14 protein-coding genes and 1 pseudogene are annotated in these 18,370 nt (G+C 71.0%); 9 read left to right on the forward strand and 6 right to left on the reverse strand.

The features are described from left to right. Positions 1 to 32 precede the first annotated feature (32 nt). Entirely contained in the window at positions 33 to 2,369 is a 2,337-nt protein-coding gene (locus BS80_RS09590; protein WP_035795497.1) for an FHA domain-containing protein, read from the reverse strand. A 111-nt stretch (positions 2,370 to 2,480) separates the two neighbouring features. On the opposite strand from BS80_RS09590, the gene BS80_RS09595 reads away from it, so the two are divergent. Together BS80_RS09595 and BS80_RS09600 are read left to right on the forward strand one after the other, a co-directional pair. Further along, positions 2,481 to 3,170 (forward strand): DUF5995 family protein, encoded by a 690-nt coding sequence (locus BS80_RS09595; protein ID WP_035795499.1) that lies wholly within the window; start codon positions 2,481 to 2,483, stop codon positions 3,168 to 3,170. A 154-nt stretch (positions 3,171 to 3,324) separates the two neighbouring features. Beyond that, positions 3,325 to 4,968 carry a cellulose binding domain-containing protein gene (locus tag BS80_RS09600; protein WP_035795500.1) on the forward strand — a complete coding sequence of 548 codons (1,644 nt, stop codon included), beginning with the start codon at positions 3,325 to 3,327 and terminating at the stop codon, positions 4,966 to 4,968. Positions 4,969 to 5,030: 62 nt separating this feature from the next. Here the strand turns inward: BS80_RS09600 and BS80_RS09605 are convergent, their stop codons facing one another. Next, positions 5,031 to 6,470: a GuaB1 family IMP dehydrogenase-related protein gene (locus tag BS80_RS09605; RefSeq protein WP_035795505.1), complete on the reverse strand. Its 1,440-nt coding sequence runs from the start codon at positions 6,468 to 6,470 to the stop codon at positions 5,031 to 5,033. A 326-nt stretch (positions 6,471 to 6,796) separates the two neighbouring features. Between BS80_RS09605 and BS80_RS09610 the strand changes: the two genes are divergently transcribed. Together BS80_RS09610 and BS80_RS09615 are read left to right on the forward strand one after the other, a co-directional pair. Further along, positions 6,797 to 7,180, forward strand: a complete 384-nt coding sequence (locus BS80_RS09610; protein ID WP_035795515.1) for a transposase — start codon at positions 6,797 to 6,799, stop codon at positions 7,178 to 7,180. Positions 7,181 to 7,578: 398 nt separating this feature from the next. Beyond that, positions 7,579 to 8,190 (forward strand): annotated as a pseudogene (locus tag BS80_RS09615) (transposase); the annotation flags it as partial. 246 nt (positions 8,191 to 8,436) lie between these two features. Here the strand turns inward: BS80_RS09615 and BS80_RS09620 are convergent. After that, complete coding sequence (locus tag BS80_RS09620; protein ID WP_051966584.1) at positions 8,437 to 9,516, reverse strand: hypothetical protein; 1,080 nt, start codon at positions 9,514 to 9,516, stop codon at positions 8,437 to 8,439. Between the two features lie 398 nt (positions 9,517 to 9,914). On the opposite strand from BS80_RS09620, the gene BS80_RS42615 reads away from it, so the two are divergent. From BS80_RS42615 to BS80_RS09640, 5 genes are all read left to right on the forward strand, one after another. Beyond that, entirely contained in the window at positions 9,915 to 10,544 is a 630-nt protein-coding gene (locus tag BS80_RS42615) for a LodA/GoxA family CTQ-dependent oxidase (protein WP_051966410.1), read from the forward strand. Positions 10,545 to 10,568: 24 nt separating this feature from the next. Further along, a complete protein-coding gene (locus tag BS80_RS09630; RefSeq protein WP_198045521.1) occupies positions 10,569 to 12,443 on the forward strand; it encodes an ABC transporter ATP-binding protein in 1,875 nt (624 codons plus the stop codon). 58 nt (positions 12,444 to 12,501) lie between these two features. Continuing rightward, positions 12,502 to 12,663: a hypothetical protein gene (locus BS80_RS40540; protein ID WP_157536102.1), complete on the forward strand. Its 162-nt coding sequence runs from the start codon at positions 12,502 to 12,504 to the stop codon at positions 12,661 to 12,663. 424 nt (positions 12,664 to 13,087) lie between these two features. Beyond that, positions 13,088 to 14,938 carry a ThiF family adenylyltransferase gene (locus tag BS80_RS09635; RefSeq protein ID WP_198045480.1) on the forward strand — a complete coding sequence of 617 codons (1,851 nt, stop codon included), beginning with the start codon at positions 13,088 to 13,090 and terminating at the stop codon, positions 14,936 to 14,938. Further along, positions 14,935 to 15,969 carry a 3-oxoacyl-ACP synthase III family protein gene (locus BS80_RS09640; RefSeq protein WP_051966411.1) on the forward strand — a complete coding sequence of 345 codons (1,035 nt, stop codon included), beginning with the start codon at positions 14,935 to 14,937 and terminating at the stop codon, positions 15,967 to 15,969. Before BS80_RS09635 ends, BS80_RS09640 begins: the two co-directional genes overlap by 4 nt. A gap of 289 nt (positions 15,970 to 16,258) precedes the next feature. On the opposite strand, the gene BS80_RS40545 is transcribed toward BS80_RS09640, so the two are convergent. From BS80_RS40545 to BS80_RS09650, 3 genes are all read right to left on the reverse strand, one after another. Next, entirely contained in the window at positions 16,259 to 16,420 is a 162-nt protein-coding gene (locus tag BS80_RS40545; protein WP_157536105.1) for a hypothetical protein, read from the reverse strand. A gap of 85 nt (positions 16,421 to 16,505) precedes the next feature. After that, complete coding sequence (locus BS80_RS09645; protein WP_035795524.1) at positions 16,506 to 16,712, reverse strand: acyl-CoA carboxylase epsilon subunit; 207 nt, start codon at positions 16,710 to 16,712, stop codon at positions 16,506 to 16,508. An 8-nt stretch (positions 16,713 to 16,720) separates the two neighbouring features. Continuing rightward, complete coding sequence (locus BS80_RS09650; protein WP_232246422.1) at positions 16,721 to 18,358, reverse strand: acyl-CoA carboxylase subunit beta; 1,638 nt, start codon at positions 18,356 to 18,358, stop codon at positions 16,721 to 16,723. Positions 18,359 to 18,370: the final 12 nt, after the last annotated feature.

Consider the following 18,370-nt stretch of genomic DNA (forward strand, 5'->3'; position numbering starts at 1 on the left):
CGGACCGGCCCCGGTCGTCGCCGTCATCGCCCTCATCGCCTCATGACGGCCGGCTCGTGCCGGCGCAGCAGGCGGGCGACCAGCACGGCGAGCACGGCCGAGAGAACCACCAGCATGCCCATGTCGAGCAGCCAGACTCCGGCGGAGTGCCGGAAGAGCGGGTCGGCGGTCAGGCTCCCGGGGACGATGGCGTGCAGGTCGATGGTGGACGCCATCGCGCCCAACGCCCAGCGTGAGGGGACCAGCCAGGAGAGCTGGTTGAGGACCGGGACACCGCTGAGCGGGAGCAGCGCGCCGCAGAAGACCACCTGGACGATCGCCAGCAGCACCAGCAGCGGCATGGTGACCTCCTCCTTCTTCACCAGCGCGGAGATGAAGAGGCCGAGCATCATCGCGGTGAAGGAGAGCAGCGCGACGGCGAGGGTGATCTCCAGCAACGGCGGCAGGAAGACCCCGCTGCCACCCTGTGGTCGCAGCTGCACGCCGCCGAGGCCGACCATGGTGAGGACGACCGCCTGCACCACCGTCACCGTTCCCAGCACCACCACCTTGGAGCAGAGGTAGGCGGATCTGGACAGGCCGACGGCCCGTTCGCGCTGGTAGATGACGCGTTCCTTGACCAGCTCGCGGACCGCGTTGGCCGCGCCGGTGAGCACGCCGCCGACGCAGAGGATCAGCAGGGCGTTGAGTGCGGTGGTGCTGGTGAGCTTGCTGCCGGCCAGGGCGTGCGCCATCGCCCCCATCACGAAGGGCAGCGCGACCATGATCGCCAGGAAGGTCCGGTCGGCGACCAGCGCGGTCGCGTAGCGGCGGACCAGGGTGCCCACCTGGGAGTGCCAGCGCTGGGGGGTGGGCGGCGGCGGGGCCGGCCGGTCGGCGGTCGGGGCCGGCGGCCGCGGCTCGGCCATCGGCGCGATGTACCGGCGGTAGGGCGCCGAGGAGCGGAACTGGCCGGCCCAGTCCCGGTCCTCCTCGGTCTCGAAGGCCTCGAACGCCTCGGGCCACTGGGTGTAGCCGAAGTACGCCAGCGCGTCGCCGGGCGGGCCGTAGTAGGCGATCCGTCCACCGGGCGCGAGCAGCAGCAGCCGGTCGCAGACGTCCAGGCTGAGCACGCTGTGGGTGACCACGACGACGGTGCGGCCGTCGTCGGCCAGGGCGCGCAGCATGTGCATCACCGAGCGGTCCATGCCGGGGTCCAGCCCCGAGGTCGGTTCGTCCAGGAAGAGCAGGGAGGGCTTGGTGAGGAGTTCCAGGGCCACGCTGACCCGCTTGCGCTGGCCGCCGGAGAGGCTGGAGATGACCAGGTCGGCGCGCTTCTCCAGGCCGAGTTCGGAGATCACCTCGGTGATCCGGGCCTCCCGCTCGGACTCGGCGGTGTCGCCGGGGAAGCGCAGTTCGGCGGCGTAGCCCAGTGCGCGGCGCACGGTGAGCTGGGTGTGCAGGATGTCGTCCTGCGGCACCAGGCCGATCCTGCGGCGCAGTTCGGCGTAGTCGCGGTAGAGGTCGCGGCCGTCGTAGCGCACGGTGCCCTCGTCCGCCGGACGCAGGCCGGTCAGCGCGTTGAGCAGGGTGGACTTGCCGGAGCCGCTGGGACCGGCCACCGCGAGCAGGCACTTCTCGCCGACCGGGAAGCTGATCCGGTCGAGCAGCACCCGCCCGTCGTCGACCCTCACCACCAGCCCCTCGACGTCGAGTGTGACGTCGCCGGCGTCGACGAACTCCTGGAGCTCGCCGCCGACCAGGCAGAGCATCGAGTGCCCGATGCCGACCAGGTCCTGCGAGCCGACGATCGCCTGGAGGACCGGCTGGCCGTTGAGGTAGGTGCCGTTGTGGCTGCCCAGGTCGACGATCTCGTAGCGGCCGTCCGGGCGGGCCCGCAGCTCGGCGTGCAGACGGGACACCGAGAGGTCGTCCAGGACCAGGTCGTTGCCCGGCGCGCGGCCGATCCGCACGGTGCGGGCGGGCAGCGGCAGGACGTTGGTCGGCGCGCGGTAGGAACCGGTGAGCGAGGTCAGCGCGGACGGCCGGGGCCGGGCGCGGACCGGCTCGGGGGCGCCGCTGAACGCGACCCTGGGGCCGTCGCCGGGGCTTCCGAAGCGGATCACCGAGCCCGGGCCGACGTCCAGGTGGCCGATCCGACGGCCGTCCACGAAGGTGCCGTTGGTGCTGCCGATGTCGTCGAGGGTCCAGTGGTCGTGCTCGACGTGCAGCAGCGCGTGGTGCCAGGAGACCCGGGGATCGGCGAGGACGATCTCGCTGACCGGGTCGCGGCCGACGTGGTACGAACGGCTCGGGCTCAGCACCTTCGAGTCGTCCGCCGTCTCCAGGACCAGCTGCGGCGCGTTGGGCGCGACCTGTCGCTCTCCCATACTCCGACGATAGACCGATCGTGGGACAGTCGCAGAAATCGCCCGCCCGGCGGGTTCCGCGCAGGCGCGCGGTTTGGCATCGTGAGACCCCCTTCCAGGCGAGGTGGCACGATGACGGATGCACCGGTGGCAGGCGTCCCGACGGTCGATCAGGTCATCGCACGATTGCAGACCCTGGCCCCCACATTCCCACCGGGCGACGGCGTCGGGGTCTTCCACCGGATGTACCTGACCGTCACCCAACTGGTGCACGACCGGCTCGCGGCCGCCTACTTCGCCGACCCCGACGCGATGAGCGCCCTCGACGTGGTCTTCGCCGGCCGCTACCTGGCCGCCGTCGACACCGACGCCGCCGGACGCCGCCCGCGCCCCTGCTGGCGCCCGCTCTTCGAGCTGCGCCGCCACCCCGGCATCCACCCGCTGCAGTTCGCCCTGGCCGGCATGAACGCGCACATCGAGCACGACCTGCCGCTCGCGGTCCTGGACACCGCCCAGCTGCTCGGCCGCGACCCCCTCACCTTCGAGGCGGACTACCACCGGATCAACGACCTGCTCGCCCAGGTGGAGGCCCAGGTCCGCGAGGAGCTGCTGCCCGAACCCGAGTCCACGCGGGCGGCCGAACCGCTGCTGCACGTGCTGGGCGTCTGGAGCATCGACCGGGCCAGGGACGCCGCCTGGGCCACCGTGCTGGTGCTGCACGGTCTGCGCGACGCCCCGCTCGCGTCCGCCGCCCTGGTCAGCGCGCTCGACGACTCGGTCGGCATGGTCAGCCGGGCGCTGCTCACCCCACTGGGAGCCTGACGGACCCTCACCGCAGCCGGGAACGCGGCGAATCCCGCGACCCCGGCTGTATTGACGCGCCCTATTGGTCTGTACCACTGTAAGGGAGCCGCGGCACTCCCCCACACTGTCCGGCGGCGTGCCTGCGCTGCCCTTCGCCAAGGAGGACCCGCCCATGAGGCGTGTCACCCTGCCCACCGTCACCATGGCCACCGTCACCACGGCCACCGCCCTGTTGGCCTGCGCAGCCCTACCGCTCACGCTGCCCGCCACCGCGCAGGCCGCCGGCGGCATGTCCGGCCTGATCGCCACCCTCACCGAGCCGCAGAGCTGGAGCAGCGGGTTCGAGGCGGACTACACGATCACCAACAACACCAACACCACGGTGTCCTCGTGGTCGCTCTCGTTCGACCTGCCCGCCGGGGAGAGCGCCACCAGCGCCTGGAACGGCACCCTCACCCAGAGTGGCACCCACTACACGGTGACCTCGCCGAGCTGGGCCTCACCACTCGCGCCCGGCGCCAGCGCCCCGGTCGTCGGGATGGACATCTCGGCCACCGGCACCCAGGTGCTGCCCGCCAACTGCGCCATCAACAACGCTCCCTGCGCCGGCGCCCCGGCCGACAACACGCCGCCCTCGGTCCCCGCCGGCGTCAAGGTCTCCGCCACCGGGCCGGACAGCATCTCGCTGGCCTGGACGCCCTCCACCGACAACGTCGCGGTGGCCGGCTACCGGATCTACGAGGGCACCGGCGTGGTGGCGACCACCACGACCGGCGCCTCGACCACCCTCACCGGCCTGCTGGCCGGCAGCAGCCACACCTTCGCGGTGACCGCCTACGACGCGGCGGGCAACGAGTCGGCGAAGTCCGCCACGGTGACCGGTGTCGCGGGCAGTGGCACCGCCGCCGGGGTGGCCGCGCCCTTCGTCGACCTGGGCGCCTACCCGACGCCCAACCTGGCGCAGATCATCGCCACCACCGGGCTCAAGCAGCTCTCGCTCGGCTTCATCGTGAACGGCACCGCGGCCTGCACCGCGAGCTGGTTCAACGCCTACGACCCGGGAACCGGCTGGGACAAGGCCGACTTCGACGCGGTCCGCGCGGCCGGCGGCGACGTCCGCCCGTCCTTCGGCGGCGAGGCCGGCACCGAGCTGGCCCAGTCCTGCACCGACGTCGCGAGCCTGACGGCGCAGTACCAGAAGGTCGTCGACGCCTACGGGCTGGACCGGATCGACTTCGACATCGAGGGCTCCGCGGTCTCCGACCACGCCTCGATCGACCGCCGCTCGGCCGCGATCGCCGCCGTCCAGGCCGCCCAGCGGGCCAAGGGCCGCGACCTCAAGGTCAGCCTGACCCTCCCGGTGCTGCCCAGCGGCCTGACCGCCGACGGCGTCTACGTCCTGCAGTCGGCCAAGGCCGCGGGCGTCGCCGTCGACGTGGTCAACGTGATGGCGATGGACTTCGGCGACACCGAGGCGCCCAACCCGTCCGGCAAGATGGGCGCTTACGCGATCCAGTCCGCGCAGTCCACCCGCGCGCAGATCGCGCAGGTCTGGCCGGCCCTGACCACCGCGCAGACCTGGGCGATGGTCGGCGTCACCCCGATGCTGGGTCAGAACGACAACGCGGACGAGGTGTTCGGCCTCGCCGACGCCCAGCAGCTGCTCACCTTCGCCCAGCAGAACCACCTGGGCGAGCTGGCCTTCTGGGAGCTCACCCGGGACGCCAACGCCTGCACCGGCGCCCTCTTCAAGTGCACCAACATCACCCAGACGCCGTACGAGTTCTCCAAGATGTGGGCCGGCTTCACCGGCTGACCCGCGCAGCACAGTGCCCCCCGGCCGCGTCGATGCGGCCGGGGGGCACTGTGGCGCGAGGGTCAGGCCCAGCTGGAGTGCAGCGGCTTGCCCTCGGCGTAGCCGGCCGCGCTCTGGACGCCCACGATCGCCTTCTCGCGGAACTCCTCCAGGCTGTTGGCACCGGCATAGGTGCAGGAGCTGCGCACGCCGGCGATCACCGAGTCGATCAGGTCCTCGACGCCCGGGCGGGCCGGGTCGACGAACATCCGCGAGGTGGAGATGCCCTCCTCGAAGAGCGCCTTGCGGGCCCGGTCGTAGCCGGACTCCTCGGCGGTCCGGTTGCGCACCGCGCGAGCGGACGCCATGCCGAAGCTCTCCTTGTACTGACGCCCGTCCGGAGCGGTCTGCAGGTCGCCCGGGGACTCGTACGTCCCGGCGAACCAGGAGCCGATCATCACGTTGGACGCGCCGGCGGCCAGCGCCATCGCGACGTCGCGCGGGTGGCGCACGCCGCCGTCCGCCCAGACGTGCTTGCCGAGCCGACGGGCCTCGTCCGCACACTCCAGCACGGCGGAGAACTGCGGCCGGCCGACGCCGGTCATCATCCGGGTGGTGCACATCGCGCCCGGGCCGACACCGACCTTGAGGATGTCCGCGCCGGCCTCCACCAGATCGCGCACACCCACGGCGGAGACCACGTTGCCGGCCACGATCGGGATCTGCGGGTCGAGGCCACGAACCGCGCGCAGCGCGCTGATCATCGACTCCTGGTGACCGTGTGCGGTGTCCACCACCAGCACGTCCGCACCGGCCTCGATCAGCGCCTTGGCCTTGCCGGCCACGTCGCCGTTGATGCCGACGGTGGCGGCGATCCGCAGCTTGCCGGCGTCGTCGACGGCCGGGGTGTACAGGGTGGCGCGCAGCGCGCCCTTGCGGGTCAGGATGCCGACCAGCTTGCCGTCCGCGTCCACCACCGGCGCGACCTTGCGGTGGCCCTCGTTGAGGCGCTCGAACGCCGCGCGCGGGTCGATGCCCTCGTCCAGCAGCAGCAGGTCACGGGACATCACCTGGGAGACGCTGGTGAAGCGGTCCACCCCGTGGCAGTCGGACTCGGCCACCACGCCGACCGGCCGGCCACCCTCGACGACGACCAGCACACCGTGCGCGCGCTTGGGCAGCAGCGCCAGCGCGTCGGCGACGGTGGCGCCAGGGGCGAGCGTGACGGGGGTGTCGAACACCAGGTGGCGCTGCTTCACCCAGCCGATGACCTCGGCGATGACCTCGGTCGGGATGTCCTGCGGGATGGCGACGAGCCCGCCGCGGCGGGCCACCGTCTCGGCCATCCGGCGGCCGGCGATCGCGGTCATGTTCGCGACCACCAGCGGGATGGTGGTCCCGGTGCCGTCGTTGGAGGAAAGGTCGACGCCCTGCCGGGAGCCCACTGCGGAGCGGCTGGGGACCATGAAGACGTCGTCGTACGTGAGGTCGTACGCGGGCTTGAGGTCGTTCAGGAAGCGCATGAAAAGGCTCTCTGGCTGGGAGAAGGTACACCTCGGGTGCGAATGCGGCTCGGCCGCGGGGCGCACTCGGGCGCCCCGCACCCAACCGTCAATACTTGCCGATACCCGGGTCGAAAGCCAGTTCACACGCGAACGTTGAAGATCCACACAGACAGACCCGGGAGCACTGGCGCAACTCCTGTAGGAACGTACAAGTCGAACGGTGCAAACCGGCCATGAGCCGGGTCCACAGCTTCGCGAACTCCCGGAAGACCCTCTCTGACAGTCTCGGCTGAGACGCCCGGTATGTCGGGTTAGTGGATCGGCGAGACAGGAGTATCACCGGCATGGCCAGCACCACCCACCCCGAGCAGGACCCGGCACCGCGCCCGAAGCGGCGGACGTTCCCGGCGGAGTACAAGCTGCGGATCGTCGCCGAGTACGACGCGGCCCCGAACGGGGAGAAGGGCGCGATCCTGCGCCGCGAGCGGCTCTGCCACTCGCACATTGTCGATTGGCGGGCCGCCCGGGACGCGGGCGCGATGGCCACCTTGGTCGACAAACGCACCTCGCGGGCCCGGCCGAAGAAGGCCGCCGAGCAGGCCGAGCTCGAGCGGCTGCGCAAGAAGGTCGCCCGGCTGGAGAAGGAGGGCGCGCAGAAGGACGCGGCTCTGGAACTGCTGGGAAAAGCACATGCGCTCTTGGAAATGCTCTCCGAGAGCGCGGACTGAAGCGCGACGTCGAGCAGGTCGTCGATGAGCTGTTCCCCGGCTTGGAGCGCGAGTTGAGCACCACGGCCGCTTGCCGGCTGTCCGGGCGCTCGCGGGCCACGCACTACCGAAGACTCCATCCGCCCGCCCCCAGGAAGCGGGCCCCGCGCCCCGCGCCGCCTTCGGCGCTGACGCCGGCCGAGCGCGCCGAGGTCCTGGCCCTGCTCAACCGGCCCGACTACGCCGACCTGCCGCCTGCGCTCAGGACTTGTGGATCGGTTCCGGGAGGGCATTCGGAGGGCGTACCTTCCCGAATGATCCCTTGATGGTCACCGAGTAGGCCCGCGTTGCAGTGCGGATCGGGAAGGCACGCCCATGCTCGGCGTAGTCACCGACGGCGGCTCCACCCAGTCCGGCTCCTGATCGACGAGATCGTCCGCGAGGGCGCCCGCCGAAGGCTTGCTGCCGCTTTGGAAGCGGAAGTCAACCAGTACATAGCCGAGTTGGCGGCCGAATCCGACGAGCATGGTCGGCGCCTGGTGGTCCGCAACGGCCACCATCGGTCCCGGACCGTCGTCACTGCCGCCGGACCCGTCGAGGTCAGCGCACCGCGGGTGAACGACCACCGCATCGAGGAGGCAACCGGCGAGCGCCAGTGTTTCTCTTCGAAGATCCTGCCGCCGTGGTGTCACAAGTCGCCGAGGGTCTCGGAGGTGCTGCCGCTGCTCTACCTGCACGGCCTGTCCTCCGGGGACTTCGTGCCCGCGCTGGAGCAGTTCCTCGGCTCGGCCGCCGGGCTGTCGCCGGCCACTGTGACCCGGCTGACGAAGCAGTGGGGCGACGACCGCGCCGCCTTTCAGGCCCGGGACCTGTCCGACCGGGACTTCGTCTACGTGTGAGCCGACGGCGTGCACCCCACGGTTCGGCTCGGGCAGGCGCACTCGTGCGTGCTGGTCCTGCTCGGCGTCCGCGTCGACGGCACGAAAGAACTGATCGCACTCGCCGAGGGCCTGCGCGAATCCACCGAGTCCAAGTGGCGCCTCGGCCCCGGCCAGCGGCACCCCGCGGGACCGGTTCCGGGCGGTCCAGGTGCCGGCCAGGTGCTGCCTGCGCGTCCTCGCCGACCAGGAGACGGCCCGTCAGGAGACCGACTCGCCACTCCCTCGGGTCACTCCGGTTGGCCCGGCATCCACGACCGGCATCTGCGGGGTTCATCCCACCCTCAGCGCGCACGAGTCCCGCCGACGGCCTGTCGTCGGCGGGACTCGTGTGTCAGGTCAGTGCAGGATCGCGTGGGTGATCGCGCAGGAGTTGGTGTCGTTCGACCAGCTGGCCTGCTCGGCGAAGGTGCCGGCGGTGCCCATGGTCACGTTCGCCGCACCGCCCGGCTGGCCCTTGGCGATCCAGGCGCACTCGTCCGAGTTCTCCTCGCCGGAGCTTGCGTTGGTCCAGCCGCCCGCCGGGAACTGGTCCGACATCATCTCGTGCCACTCGTGACCCAGGGTCATTGTCCAACCGTCCAACGTGCCAGGCGAGTTGACGAAGCCAACGCCACAGCTGGCGCCCATGTCGGTGTTGTAGGGCTGGTTGCTGAAGGCCAGCTGGCCGTAGGGCGAGGTCACCGCGCCGCCGGTCAGCGTGCTGTCGCCCGTATAGTCGTGCCAGGCACAGTAGTTGTTGAAGTAGCTGTCCGGGTTGGCGCCGTGCGGGGAGAGGATCACGTAGTACGTGTGCCGGTTGGAGGCGGCGGTGGTGTTGCCGAAGTGCGCGGCCGCCTTGACCGCCTCCTGCCCGAGCTGGTGGCCGGTCGCGGCGCTCGGCGAGGCCGCCGAGTTGTCGTACCAGACACCGGAGAGCACGCCACCGGTCTGGTAGGGCACGAAGCTGCCGTTGGACGGACAGCTGGTCGCACCCGCCGCCACGGCACCGTCGCACCACTGGGTCAGGTCGGCGGACCACTTCTCACTGCCGGTGCCGATGCCCTTGAACATCTGCTGGGTGGGCGAGGCGACGTGCGAGGGGTCCTTCGAGAAGGTGGCGTTGCCGTGGCTGTCGGTGCTCTGGGTGCCCCACTGGTTGCCGTAGAAGACCAGGTACACCTTGGAGTGCCCGTCGTTGACGCCGACGCCGCCGGTGCCACCGCCGTAGCTAAGGGTGTTCGCACTGGTCGCCGCCCGGTGGGCGCGGTTCTGGGCGGCCTGCTGGACCGTCGTCATGACGCCGTGCCGCACCGCGGCCGAATCGGCACTCGCGGGGGCCAGCGCCGAGGCCTGGGGCACGACGGCCAGCGCCGCGCCAGCCGCCAGGGCGAGGGCAGCGGCACCGGTGAGCGTGGCACGGGAGGTACGACGGAGCATGGAGTGACCCATGGTGGGGGAGTTCCTCTCTCGATGGGGCCGCGCCGCTCGGGTAGGCGGAGCGGTCGAGCAGGTGGTACGAGAGCGGTGAAGAAGCGCCGAAGGCCCGGTCGGTGGTGCGAGTCGTTGCACCTGGCCTCACCAACTGCCTTGTGGGGTACAGGTGGTGAGCTTGGCACCGAGCAGGGAGCCGCGCGGTACTCCGAGGAAAGCAGACCTGTCAGGAGACCGTCAATCCTGTGAACGTCATTTATTCGCCCGCCCCCGCGCGACAACTCCCTTTACTCGTTCGAGACTTACTCCGTGTCACCCCGTTCGGCCCCACACCGCCGCACCTAACCTTCCGTCTGCGAACAACCCTTCTCCCCGAACGTTCGCAGACGTTGGAGGCACCGCCCATGCTCGACGAAGTCGTCCGCGCCGTCATCCACCACGCCATCGGGGTCGCCCGCGTGGGGAACTCGCCGGAGGAGTACTACCTCGGGCCCGAGGTCCCCGATCCCCACCCGGCGGCGCCGGGCTTCTACAAGGACGCCTCCGGCGCGATCAAGCGCGAGGCCGCGCGCTTCCGGCTGTACGGGGACGGGATGGCCATCCCGCCGCGCACCCCGCTGCAGCACCTGAAGCTCTCCCCGACCGGCGACGGCTGGCTCGCCGTCGGCGACGCCGCCACCGCCTTCGACCCCATCTCCTCCCAAGGCATCCTCACCGCCCTCCACACCGGCCTGACCGGAGCCCTCGCCCTCCACGCCCACCTCACCGGAGACCCCACCGCCCTCCCCTCCTACCGCACCACCCTGCAACCCTCCTCGCCGCCTACCACCGCAACCACCTACACCGCCGAGCCCCGCTGGCCCACCCACCCCTTCTGGTCCCGCCGCCACACCCCACCCGAGCACCTGAGACGGCGGCCACTGTCTCCCCAACCGGCTGACGGCACCTCACCAACGCCCGGCCACGTCGTCGCCCACAGGCACTCGGCCCGGACGGGCCAGGCCGAGCCCCCCCCTGACCTCAGGAAAGCCTGAGGCCATACCGTCTCTCCCATGAGCATGGAGAGCACAGCCTGGATGCAGCTGCACAGCGTCATGAACGCCCAGCAGGAGCGCCGCCCGTTCGCCCGCACGACGCTGCGGCGCATCGGCGCCTTCGCCCGGCCGCACCGCCGCCGCATCTGGCACTTCGTGGCGCTCAGCGTGGGCACAGCGCTGCTCGCCGTCGCCACGCCGGTGCTCGCGGGGCGCGTCGTAGACGCCATCGTGTCCCACGGCGACCGGAGTACCGTGGTACGCCTCGCCCTGCTCATCGCCCTCATCGCGCTCGCCGAGGCCGCGTTCGGGATCCTGGGCCGCTGGCTGTCGTCGACGCTCGGCGAAGGGCTCATCCTGGACCTGCGGACGGCCGTGTTCGACCATGTGCAGCGCATGCCGGTCGCGTTCTTCACGCGTACGCGGACCGGCGCGCTCGTCAGCCGCCTCAACAACGACGTGATCGGAGCACAACGCGCCTTCAGCAACACCCTCTCCGGAGTCGTCAGCAACCTGGTGACGCTGATGCTCACCCTCGTCGTGATGCTCACCCTGTCCTGGCAGATCACGCTGCTCGCGCTGGTGCTGCTGCCGCTGTTCGTGATCCCCGCGCGGCGGACGGGCAGCCGGATGGCGAAGCTCCAGCGCGAGGCCGCCGACCTGAACGCCTCGATGGGCACCCGGATGACCGAGCGGTTCTCGGCGCCGGGCGCCACCTTGGTCAAGCTCTTCGGGCGGCCCGAGGACGAGTCCACCGAGTTCGCGGCGCGGGCCCGGCGGGTGCGGGACATCGGGGTGCGCACGGCGATGGCACAGTCGGCATTCATCACCGCCCTGACGCTGGTCTCCGCCCTGGCGCTCGCGCTCGTCTACGGGCTCGGCGGCTGGTTCGCGCTGAGCGGCAGCCTGCAGCCGGGCGCCGTGGTGTCCCTGGCACTGCTGTTGACCCGCCTGTACGCGCCGCTCACCTCGCTCGCAGGGGCCCGCGTCGAGGTCATGAGCGCCCTCGTCAGCTTCGAGCGGGTCTTCGAGGTGCTCGACCTCAAGCCGCTGATCGAGGAGCAGCCGGACGCCCGCACCGTGCCGGAGGGGCCGGTCGCGGTGGAGTTCGAGGACGTCCGCTTCGGCTACCCGTCCGCCGACAAGGTCTCCCTGGCCTCGCTGGAGGAGGTCGCCGCACTGGACACCCGCGGTGGCGCCGAGGTGCTGCACGGCATCAGCTTCCGCGCCGAACCCGGCCAGACCGTCGCCCTGGTCGGCTCGTCCGGCGCCGGGAAGTCCACCATCGCGCAGCTGCTGCCGCGGCTGTACGACACCGACGCGGGAGCCGTCCGGATCGGCGGCATCGACGTGCGCGAGCTGAGCGCCGGCTCGATGCGGGCGACTCTGGGCATGGTCACCCAGGACGGGCACCTCTTCCACGACTCGGTGCGCGAGAACCTGCTGCTCGCCCGGCCCGGGGCGGCCGAGGACGAGCTGTGGGAGGTGCTGCGCCGGGCCCGCCTCGAAGACCTCGTGCACTCCCTGCCTGACGGCCTCGACACCGTGGTCGGCGAGCGCGGCTACCGGCTCTCCGGCGGCGAGCGACAGCGCATGACCATCGCCCGGCTGCTGCTGGCCCGGCAGCGCGTCGTCATCCTCGACGAGGCCACGGCCCACCTGGACAACACCTCGGAAGCGGCCGTCCAGGAGGCCCTCGCGGAGGCCCTGGAGGGGCGAACCGCCGTCGTCATCGCCCACCGGCTGTCCACGGTGCGGGCCGCCGACCTGATCCTCGTCGTCGAAGCCGGACAGATCGTGGAGCGAGGCACGCACGAGGAACTGCTCGCCGCGGACGGGCGGTACGCCGAACTGCACCGCACCCAGTTCGAGAAGCACCTCCCGGCGGCAAGCGTCTAGTGCCGCGTCAGGCAACCTTTGCCCGGCAAGGAGCGGTCCCCCAGCCTTCGGCCGGGAGGTGCCCCCTGGTGCGGCGATCTTCACCGTCGAGTACTCCGTGCGCGGCGCCATGCACGCCGTCTACCAGCTCCTCGGCCTCGACCTCCGCGTTCCCCCGGTCCACCACGCCCTGACCGAACCCGCCACGGTCCTCCAGGCCCTGCGAACCGTCTTCGCCTGACGGGTCGGCCGGAGCCCGGTGCGGCTCCGGCCCCGACGGACCACAGGTGGTCCTGGGTGTCGACACCCACGAACCGGCAGCGGAGGCCATCGACTTCGCCTTCCGCCAGGCGGCCCGGCGCGGGGCGGTGCTGCGCGTCGTGCACGGGGCGGGATTCCAGCCCGCCCCTGCCGATTGGCCGACGAAGATCCAGAGACATTCGCTGTGGACATGCCATAGCTATCGTCATCGGTGGGAGGACTCGCGTAACGCGACGACCACCCCTTCGCGTCATCGCATCCCTGTCGCCGTTCCCTTGCAGTCCTGTGCTGCTGGAGCGGCCCGAAGAAACGCTTCGCCTGCGCGCTCGTTGATCAACGAGTGCGCAGGCGTCATGCCGCCATGTCGTGTGACGTACGCGCCCGAAGAAAAGGAGCTGTCCGCTGTGAGTACTGATGGTGTGGGTTTTGGCGTGCCGTGGCAGGTGTCCGCGTTCCAGCTGCCGGCCGAAGCGCCGGGGGCTGCGGAACTGGTCACCCGGATCCGCGAGTTACGTGCACGGATCCTGTTCGACGGGGGCCGCCGGCCCGACTTCCGCGATGGTGAGGACTACGTCGATGATCAGGAACTGGACTTCGGGGCCTGGCACTTCGTGGGCCGACGCGAGGCCGACGGCCCGCCCGTCGGGTATGTGCGGCTGTCGACCCCGCAGACGGGGCGGCTGTTCCAGTCCCGCGCCTTCCTTGGGGAAGGGCCCTTCGAGGACTTGCTGACCGAGGAAGGGCTGGGAACCGCAGAAACGTTTGAGCACAGTCGACTCGTCGTCGAGCACCGGGCCCGCAAGCTGGGCCTGGGTGTGCATCTGAACGCGATGGCCATCGCCGCGGCCCGCTGCCTGGGGGCCAAGGCCATGATCGGGACCTCCGGCACGGCGGACGGGCAGGACCTGTTCCACGAACGGTTCGGCTTCCGCCCGGTGCCCGGCACGCGCCGGTACGTGGAGCGGTACACCGAGGACGTGGTCCTCATGCTCTACCGGGCCGCCCGCGGCGCGGGGGAGTACACCGCCCTGGTCGAGCAGCTGGAACCGGTCTTCTCCACGATCACGGTGACGCCGGAGCGGGCCCTGGGCGACCTGCCCCGCGCCCACGGCAGGGCCGGATCGTCCGCCGTCACGATCCCCGCCCCCGGCGCCGATCGCCGCATGGACGCCGAGGTCTGGCGGCCCGTCCTGTTCGAGCCCCAGCGTGCCGAGGACCGCGGGGAGCTGGACGCGCTGCTGGCCTCGGGCCAGGTCCGCGAGGTCTGCGACACGATCGAGGAGCAGCTGCGGGAGCTGGTCAGGAGCCGTGAACCCGGGCGGAAGCTGGCCGGGGCGGAGCTGGAGAGGGCCGTCGGGGAGCAGTTGGCGGGAGTCGACCCGGCCTCCTACGGGGTCTGGGCGTGGTATCCGTGGTCGGGTCGGCTGGTGCACCTGCTGCCGCGCGAGGAGTTCAGGCTGGTGCGTACCGACCGCAACCGGGGTCGGATCGAACGTCCGCAGCAGCGGGAACTGATGGCCCGCCGGGTGGGCGTGATCGGACTGTCGGTCGGCAGCAGCGCCGCGCTCACCTTCGCGATGGAGGGAATCGGCGGCGCGTTCAAGCTCGCCGACTTCGACGACCTGAGCCTGTCCAACCTGAACCGGCTGCGCGCCGGAGTCCACCACATGGGCCTCAACAAGTGCGTCATCTCCGCCCGTCAGATGCTGGAGATCGATCCCTGGCTGGACATCGAGATCTACCCGGCCGGTCTGACCGACGAGAACATGCCCGAATTCTTCAGCGGCGGTCATGGTCCGATCGACCTGCTCGTCGAGGAATGCGACACCCCCTACGTCAAGATCGCCGCTCGTGAGCACGCCCGCCGGCTCGGCATCCCGGTGGTCATGGATGCCAACGACCGAGGCCTGCTGGACGTGGAACGCTTCGACCTCGAACCCGAACGGCCCCTGCTGCACGGCATCCTGGGCGAGACCACCTCCGCCGACCTGCTCGACCTGACCTTCGACCAGATCGTCGACCTGATCCTCACCATGGTCGACCGCGAGCGCATCAGCCCCGAACTCGCCGCCTCCATCCCGCAGATCGGCAAGACCCTCAGCAGCTGGCCACAACTGGCCTCCGGCGTCGCCCTGGGCGGAGCTCTGACCGCAGAGGCGGCCCGCCGCATCCTGCTCGGCCAGCCCCGCCCCTCCGGCCGCTTCTACACCGACCTCGAACTCCTCACCCGAGCCGACCGGAGCACCGTCGCATGACCCTCGCCCCCGAGCTGGCCACCGACACCCACACCGGCGCCGGCCTGCCCGTCCCGTTCGCCGTCACCGGAACCGGCCTGCACCTACCGCCGACCATCGTGACCAACCACGACCTCACCCGCACCCTCGACACCACCGACGAATGGATCGTCGCCCGCACCGGCATCCGCGAACGACGGCGCCTGGCACCGGAACTGGCCACCTCCGACATGTGCCTGGCCGCCGCCCGGCCGGCCCTGCAAGCCGCCGGGCTGGCCGCAACGGACCTGGACGCCGTCATCGTCGCCACCTATACCTACGACCAACCCCTGCCCTCCACCTCCCTGATCGTCAAAGACGCACTCGGCGCCACCCGCGCCCTGGCCCTGGACGTGACCCAGGCCGCCTGCGCCTCCGGGGTCCACGCCGTGCTGCTGGCCGCCCACCTGCTCCAGAACCCCTCCATCAGCAACGTCCTGGTCCTCGCCGCCGACTGCGCCTCCCGCGTCACCGCCCCGGGCGACCGCACCACCGGAGTCTTCTTCGGCGACGCCGCAGCCGCGGCCGTCCTGGCCAAGAACGACACCCACGGCGCCGGCCTGCTCGCCTACGACCTGGGCTCGCAACTCTCCTACCAAGTACAGATCCCGGCCGGCGGCTCCCGACTGCCGACCACCGCCGACACCCTCACCGACGGCGGCCACTACCTGGCCATGGACGGACGGGCCGTCTGGGAGACCGCCACCACCAGGCTGCCCCAGAGCATCACCCTCGCAGCCCGACGCGCCGGCCTGGACCCCGCCGCCATCGACCACTACTTCCTGCACCAGGCCAACATCAACATCCTGGGCGAAACCCTGAAAACCCTCGACGTCCCCTCCGAACGCGCCCCCATCACCCTCGACAAGCTCGGCAATACCGGCGCGGCCGGAATGTTCACCGCACTCCACGACGCCGTCACCCACGGACGGATCAAGCCAGGCGACACCTACGTCATGTCCGCCATCGGCGCAGGCTTCCACTGGGGCACCCTGTGCCTGCGCCACAGCTGAACGGACCTGTCCAGCAGGCAGGACAGCACCGCGTGCACAGCTCCCCCATGTGATCACTGGACCTGGAAAGCTCCACGACCACGCTGGGCTCGCGCCTGTCTCGGGTCCGGGCCCCCGGCTCCGACACCCGGCATCCCCACGTGCCGGCCGGTGTCAACTCAACAGCAACGAGGCCATCCGGATCCCTTCCTGCTTCCGGACAGCGCGAACCGGGGACGGCCCCACGCCGTCCCCGGTTCTGCGGTGCCTGGTCATGCCCCACAGCAGCCGGGCCGCACCCGCGCCGCCCCTATGATGCGGGAGTGATGAGGCCGTAGTGGCCGTCGTATCGGTGGTACAGCACGTTGCCGCGGCCGGTGGCCGCATCGGCCCTGCGGTCCTTGTCCACGACGGCCTCGACCCCACGGAGCAGGCGGGTGTCGCCGTTGCGGACCGTGTCGGCCTTGGCCACGGCCCTGGCCCCGCCGCTCGGCGCCCCTCACGCGGCCGGGCGGCGGAGGTCCGCCAACGCCGCCGGTTCACGCACGATTGTTGAATCACCGGCCGGCGGTCTGCCAGCTCTGTGCGGCCGTGTCGGCGGTCCGCAGTGCCGCCCGCCGCCAGCGGGGGCGGGCGACGACGCGGCGGTGGGGGGCCGTCGGAACGCTGCGCCTCGCGGCGAGGACACGCAGCACCACGGCCACGGCGGCGAGTTCCTCCGGGGTCGGCCGACCCCGGAGGACCCGCACGGTCAGGTCATCCATCCGAGAGCTCACAGGGGTGGGTTGCCGTGCTTGCGGGAGGGCAGGTCGGCGTGCTTGGTGCGGAGCATGGCGAGGGCGGCGGCCAGGACGGTGCGGGTCTCGGCGGGGTCGATGACGTCGTCGACGAGGCCGCGTTCGGCCGCGTAGTACGGGTGCATGAGTTCGTTCTTGTATTCCTTGATCTTCTGGGCGCGCATCGCCTCGGGGTCCTCGGCGGCGTTGATGTCGCGCCGGAAGATCACGTTGGCGGCGCCCTCGGCACCCATCACGGCGATCTCGTTGGTCGGCCACGCGTAGGACAGGTCCGCGCCGATCGAGCGCGAGTCCATCACGATGTACGCGCCGCCGTAGGCCTTGCGCAGGATCAGCTGGATCCGCGGGACGGTGGCGTTGCAGTAGGCGTAGAGGAGCTTGGCGCCGTGGCGGATGATGCCCTCGTGCTCCTGGTCGACGCCGGGCAGGAAGCCGGGCACGTCCAGCAGGGTGACCAGCGGGATGTTGAAGGCGTCGCACATCTGCACGAAGCGGGCGGCCTTTTCCGACGCATTGATGTCCAGGACGCCCGCCAGGGACTGCGGCTGGTTGGCGATCAGCCCCACCACGTGGCCGTCGATGCGGGCCAGCGCGACGATGACGTTGGTGGCCCAGCGCTCGTGGACCTCCAGGTACTCGCCGTGGTCGACGATCTCCTCCAACACCTTGCGCATGTCGTAGGGCCGGTTGCCGTCGGCGGGCACCAGGTCCAGCAGCGCCTCGCAGCGCCGCTCCACCGGGTCCTCGGCGGGCGTGGCCGGCGGCATCTCGCGGTTGTTCTGCGGCAGCATCGACAGCAGGAACCGCACCTCCTCGATGCACGACTGCTCGTCGTCGTACGCGAAGTGCGACACCCCCGACACCGCCGAGTGCACGTCCGCGCCGCCCAGACCGTTCTGGCTGATCTTCTCCCCGGTGACGGCCTGCACCACGTCCGGGCCGGTGATGAACATCTGCGACGTCTCACGGACCATGAACACGAAGTCCGTCAACGCCGGACTGTAGGCCGCGCCGCCCGCGCACGGGCCCAGCATCACCGAGATCTGCGGGATCACCCCCGACGCTCGGGTGTTGCGCTGGAAGATACCGCCGTAACCGGCCAGCGCCGTGACGCCCTCCTGGATCCGGGCCCCGGCACCGTCGTTCAGCGACACCAGCGGCGCACCCGCCGCGATCGCCATGTCCATGATCTTGTGGATCTTCTGCGCATGCGCCTCACCCAGCGCCCCACCGAAGATCCGGAAATCATGCGCGTAGGTGAACACCGTCCGGCCGTTCACCGTGCCCCAACCCACGATCACACCATCGGTATGCGGCTTCTTCCCCTCCAGCCCGAAACCCGACGCACGGTGCCGCCGCAACGGCTCCACCTCATGGAACGACCCCGCGTCCAACAGCAGGTCGATCCGCTCACGCGCCGTCAACTTGCCCTTGGCGTGCTGCGCCTCGGTGGCCTTGTCGCTCGGGCCGCGCCGCACCTGCTCACGCAGCTCGTGCAACTCCGCCACCCGACCACGGGTACCAGGAGTACCAGGAGCCTTCCGCGCCACCGTCTCCTCGCCCAGGTCGTCAGGAGGCGCCGAGGCGGCCGTGGTCGGGCTCGGTGCGGCCATGACCGAATGTGT

It is taken from the genome of Kitasatospora mediocidica KCTC 9733 (assembly GCF_000744225.1).
Taxonomy (GTDB): Bacteria; Actinomycetota; Actinomycetes; order Streptomycetales; family Streptomycetaceae; genus Kitasatospora; species Kitasatospora mediocidica.

What these genes read in the sequence shown, in the direction of transcription:
- BS80_RS09590 (WP_035795497.1), bottom strand. Translation starts at nt 2,369, where the DNA reads ATGGGAGAGCGACAGGTCGCGCCCAACGCGCCGCAGCTGGTCCTGGAG.
- BS80_RS09595 (WP_035795499.1), top strand. Translation starts at nt 2,481, where the DNA reads ATGACGGATGCACCGGTGGCAGGCGTCCCGACGGTCGATCAGGTCATC.
- BS80_RS09600 (WP_035795500.1), top strand. Translation starts at nt 3,325, where the DNA reads ATGAGGCGTGTCACCCTGCCCACCGTCACCATGGCCACCGTCACCACG.
- BS80_RS09605 (WP_035795505.1), bottom strand. Translation starts at nt 6,470, where the DNA reads ATGCGCTTCCTGAACGACCTCAAGCCCGCGTACGACCTCACGTACGAC.
- BS80_RS09610 (WP_035795515.1), top strand. Translation starts at nt 6,797, where the DNA reads ATGGCCAGCACCACCCACCCCGAGCAGGACCCGGCACCGCGCCCGAAG.
- BS80_RS09620 (WP_051966584.1), bottom strand. Translation starts at nt 9,516, where the DNA reads ATGCTCCGTCGTACCTCCCGTGCCACGCTCACCGGTGCCGCTGCCCTC.
- BS80_RS42615 (WP_051966410.1), top strand. Translation starts at nt 9,915, where the DNA reads ATGCTCGACGAAGTCGTCCGCGCCGTCATCCACCACGCCATCGGGGTC.
- BS80_RS09630 (WP_198045521.1), top strand. Translation starts at nt 10,569, where the DNA reads ATGGAGAGCACAGCCTGGATGCAGCTGCACAGCGTCATGAACGCCCAG.
- BS80_RS09640 (WP_051966411.1), top strand. Translation starts at nt 14,935, where the DNA reads ATGACCCTCGCCCCCGAGCTGGCCACCGACACCCACACCGGCGCCGGC.
- BS80_RS09645 (WP_035795524.1), bottom strand. Translation starts at nt 16,712, where the DNA reads ATGGATGACCTGACCGTGCGGGTCCTCCGGGGTCGGCCGACCCCGGAG.
- BS80_RS09650 (WP_232246422.1), bottom strand. Translation starts at nt 18,358, where the DNA reads ATGGCCGCACCGAGCCCGACCACGGCCGCCTCGGCGCCTCCTGACGAC.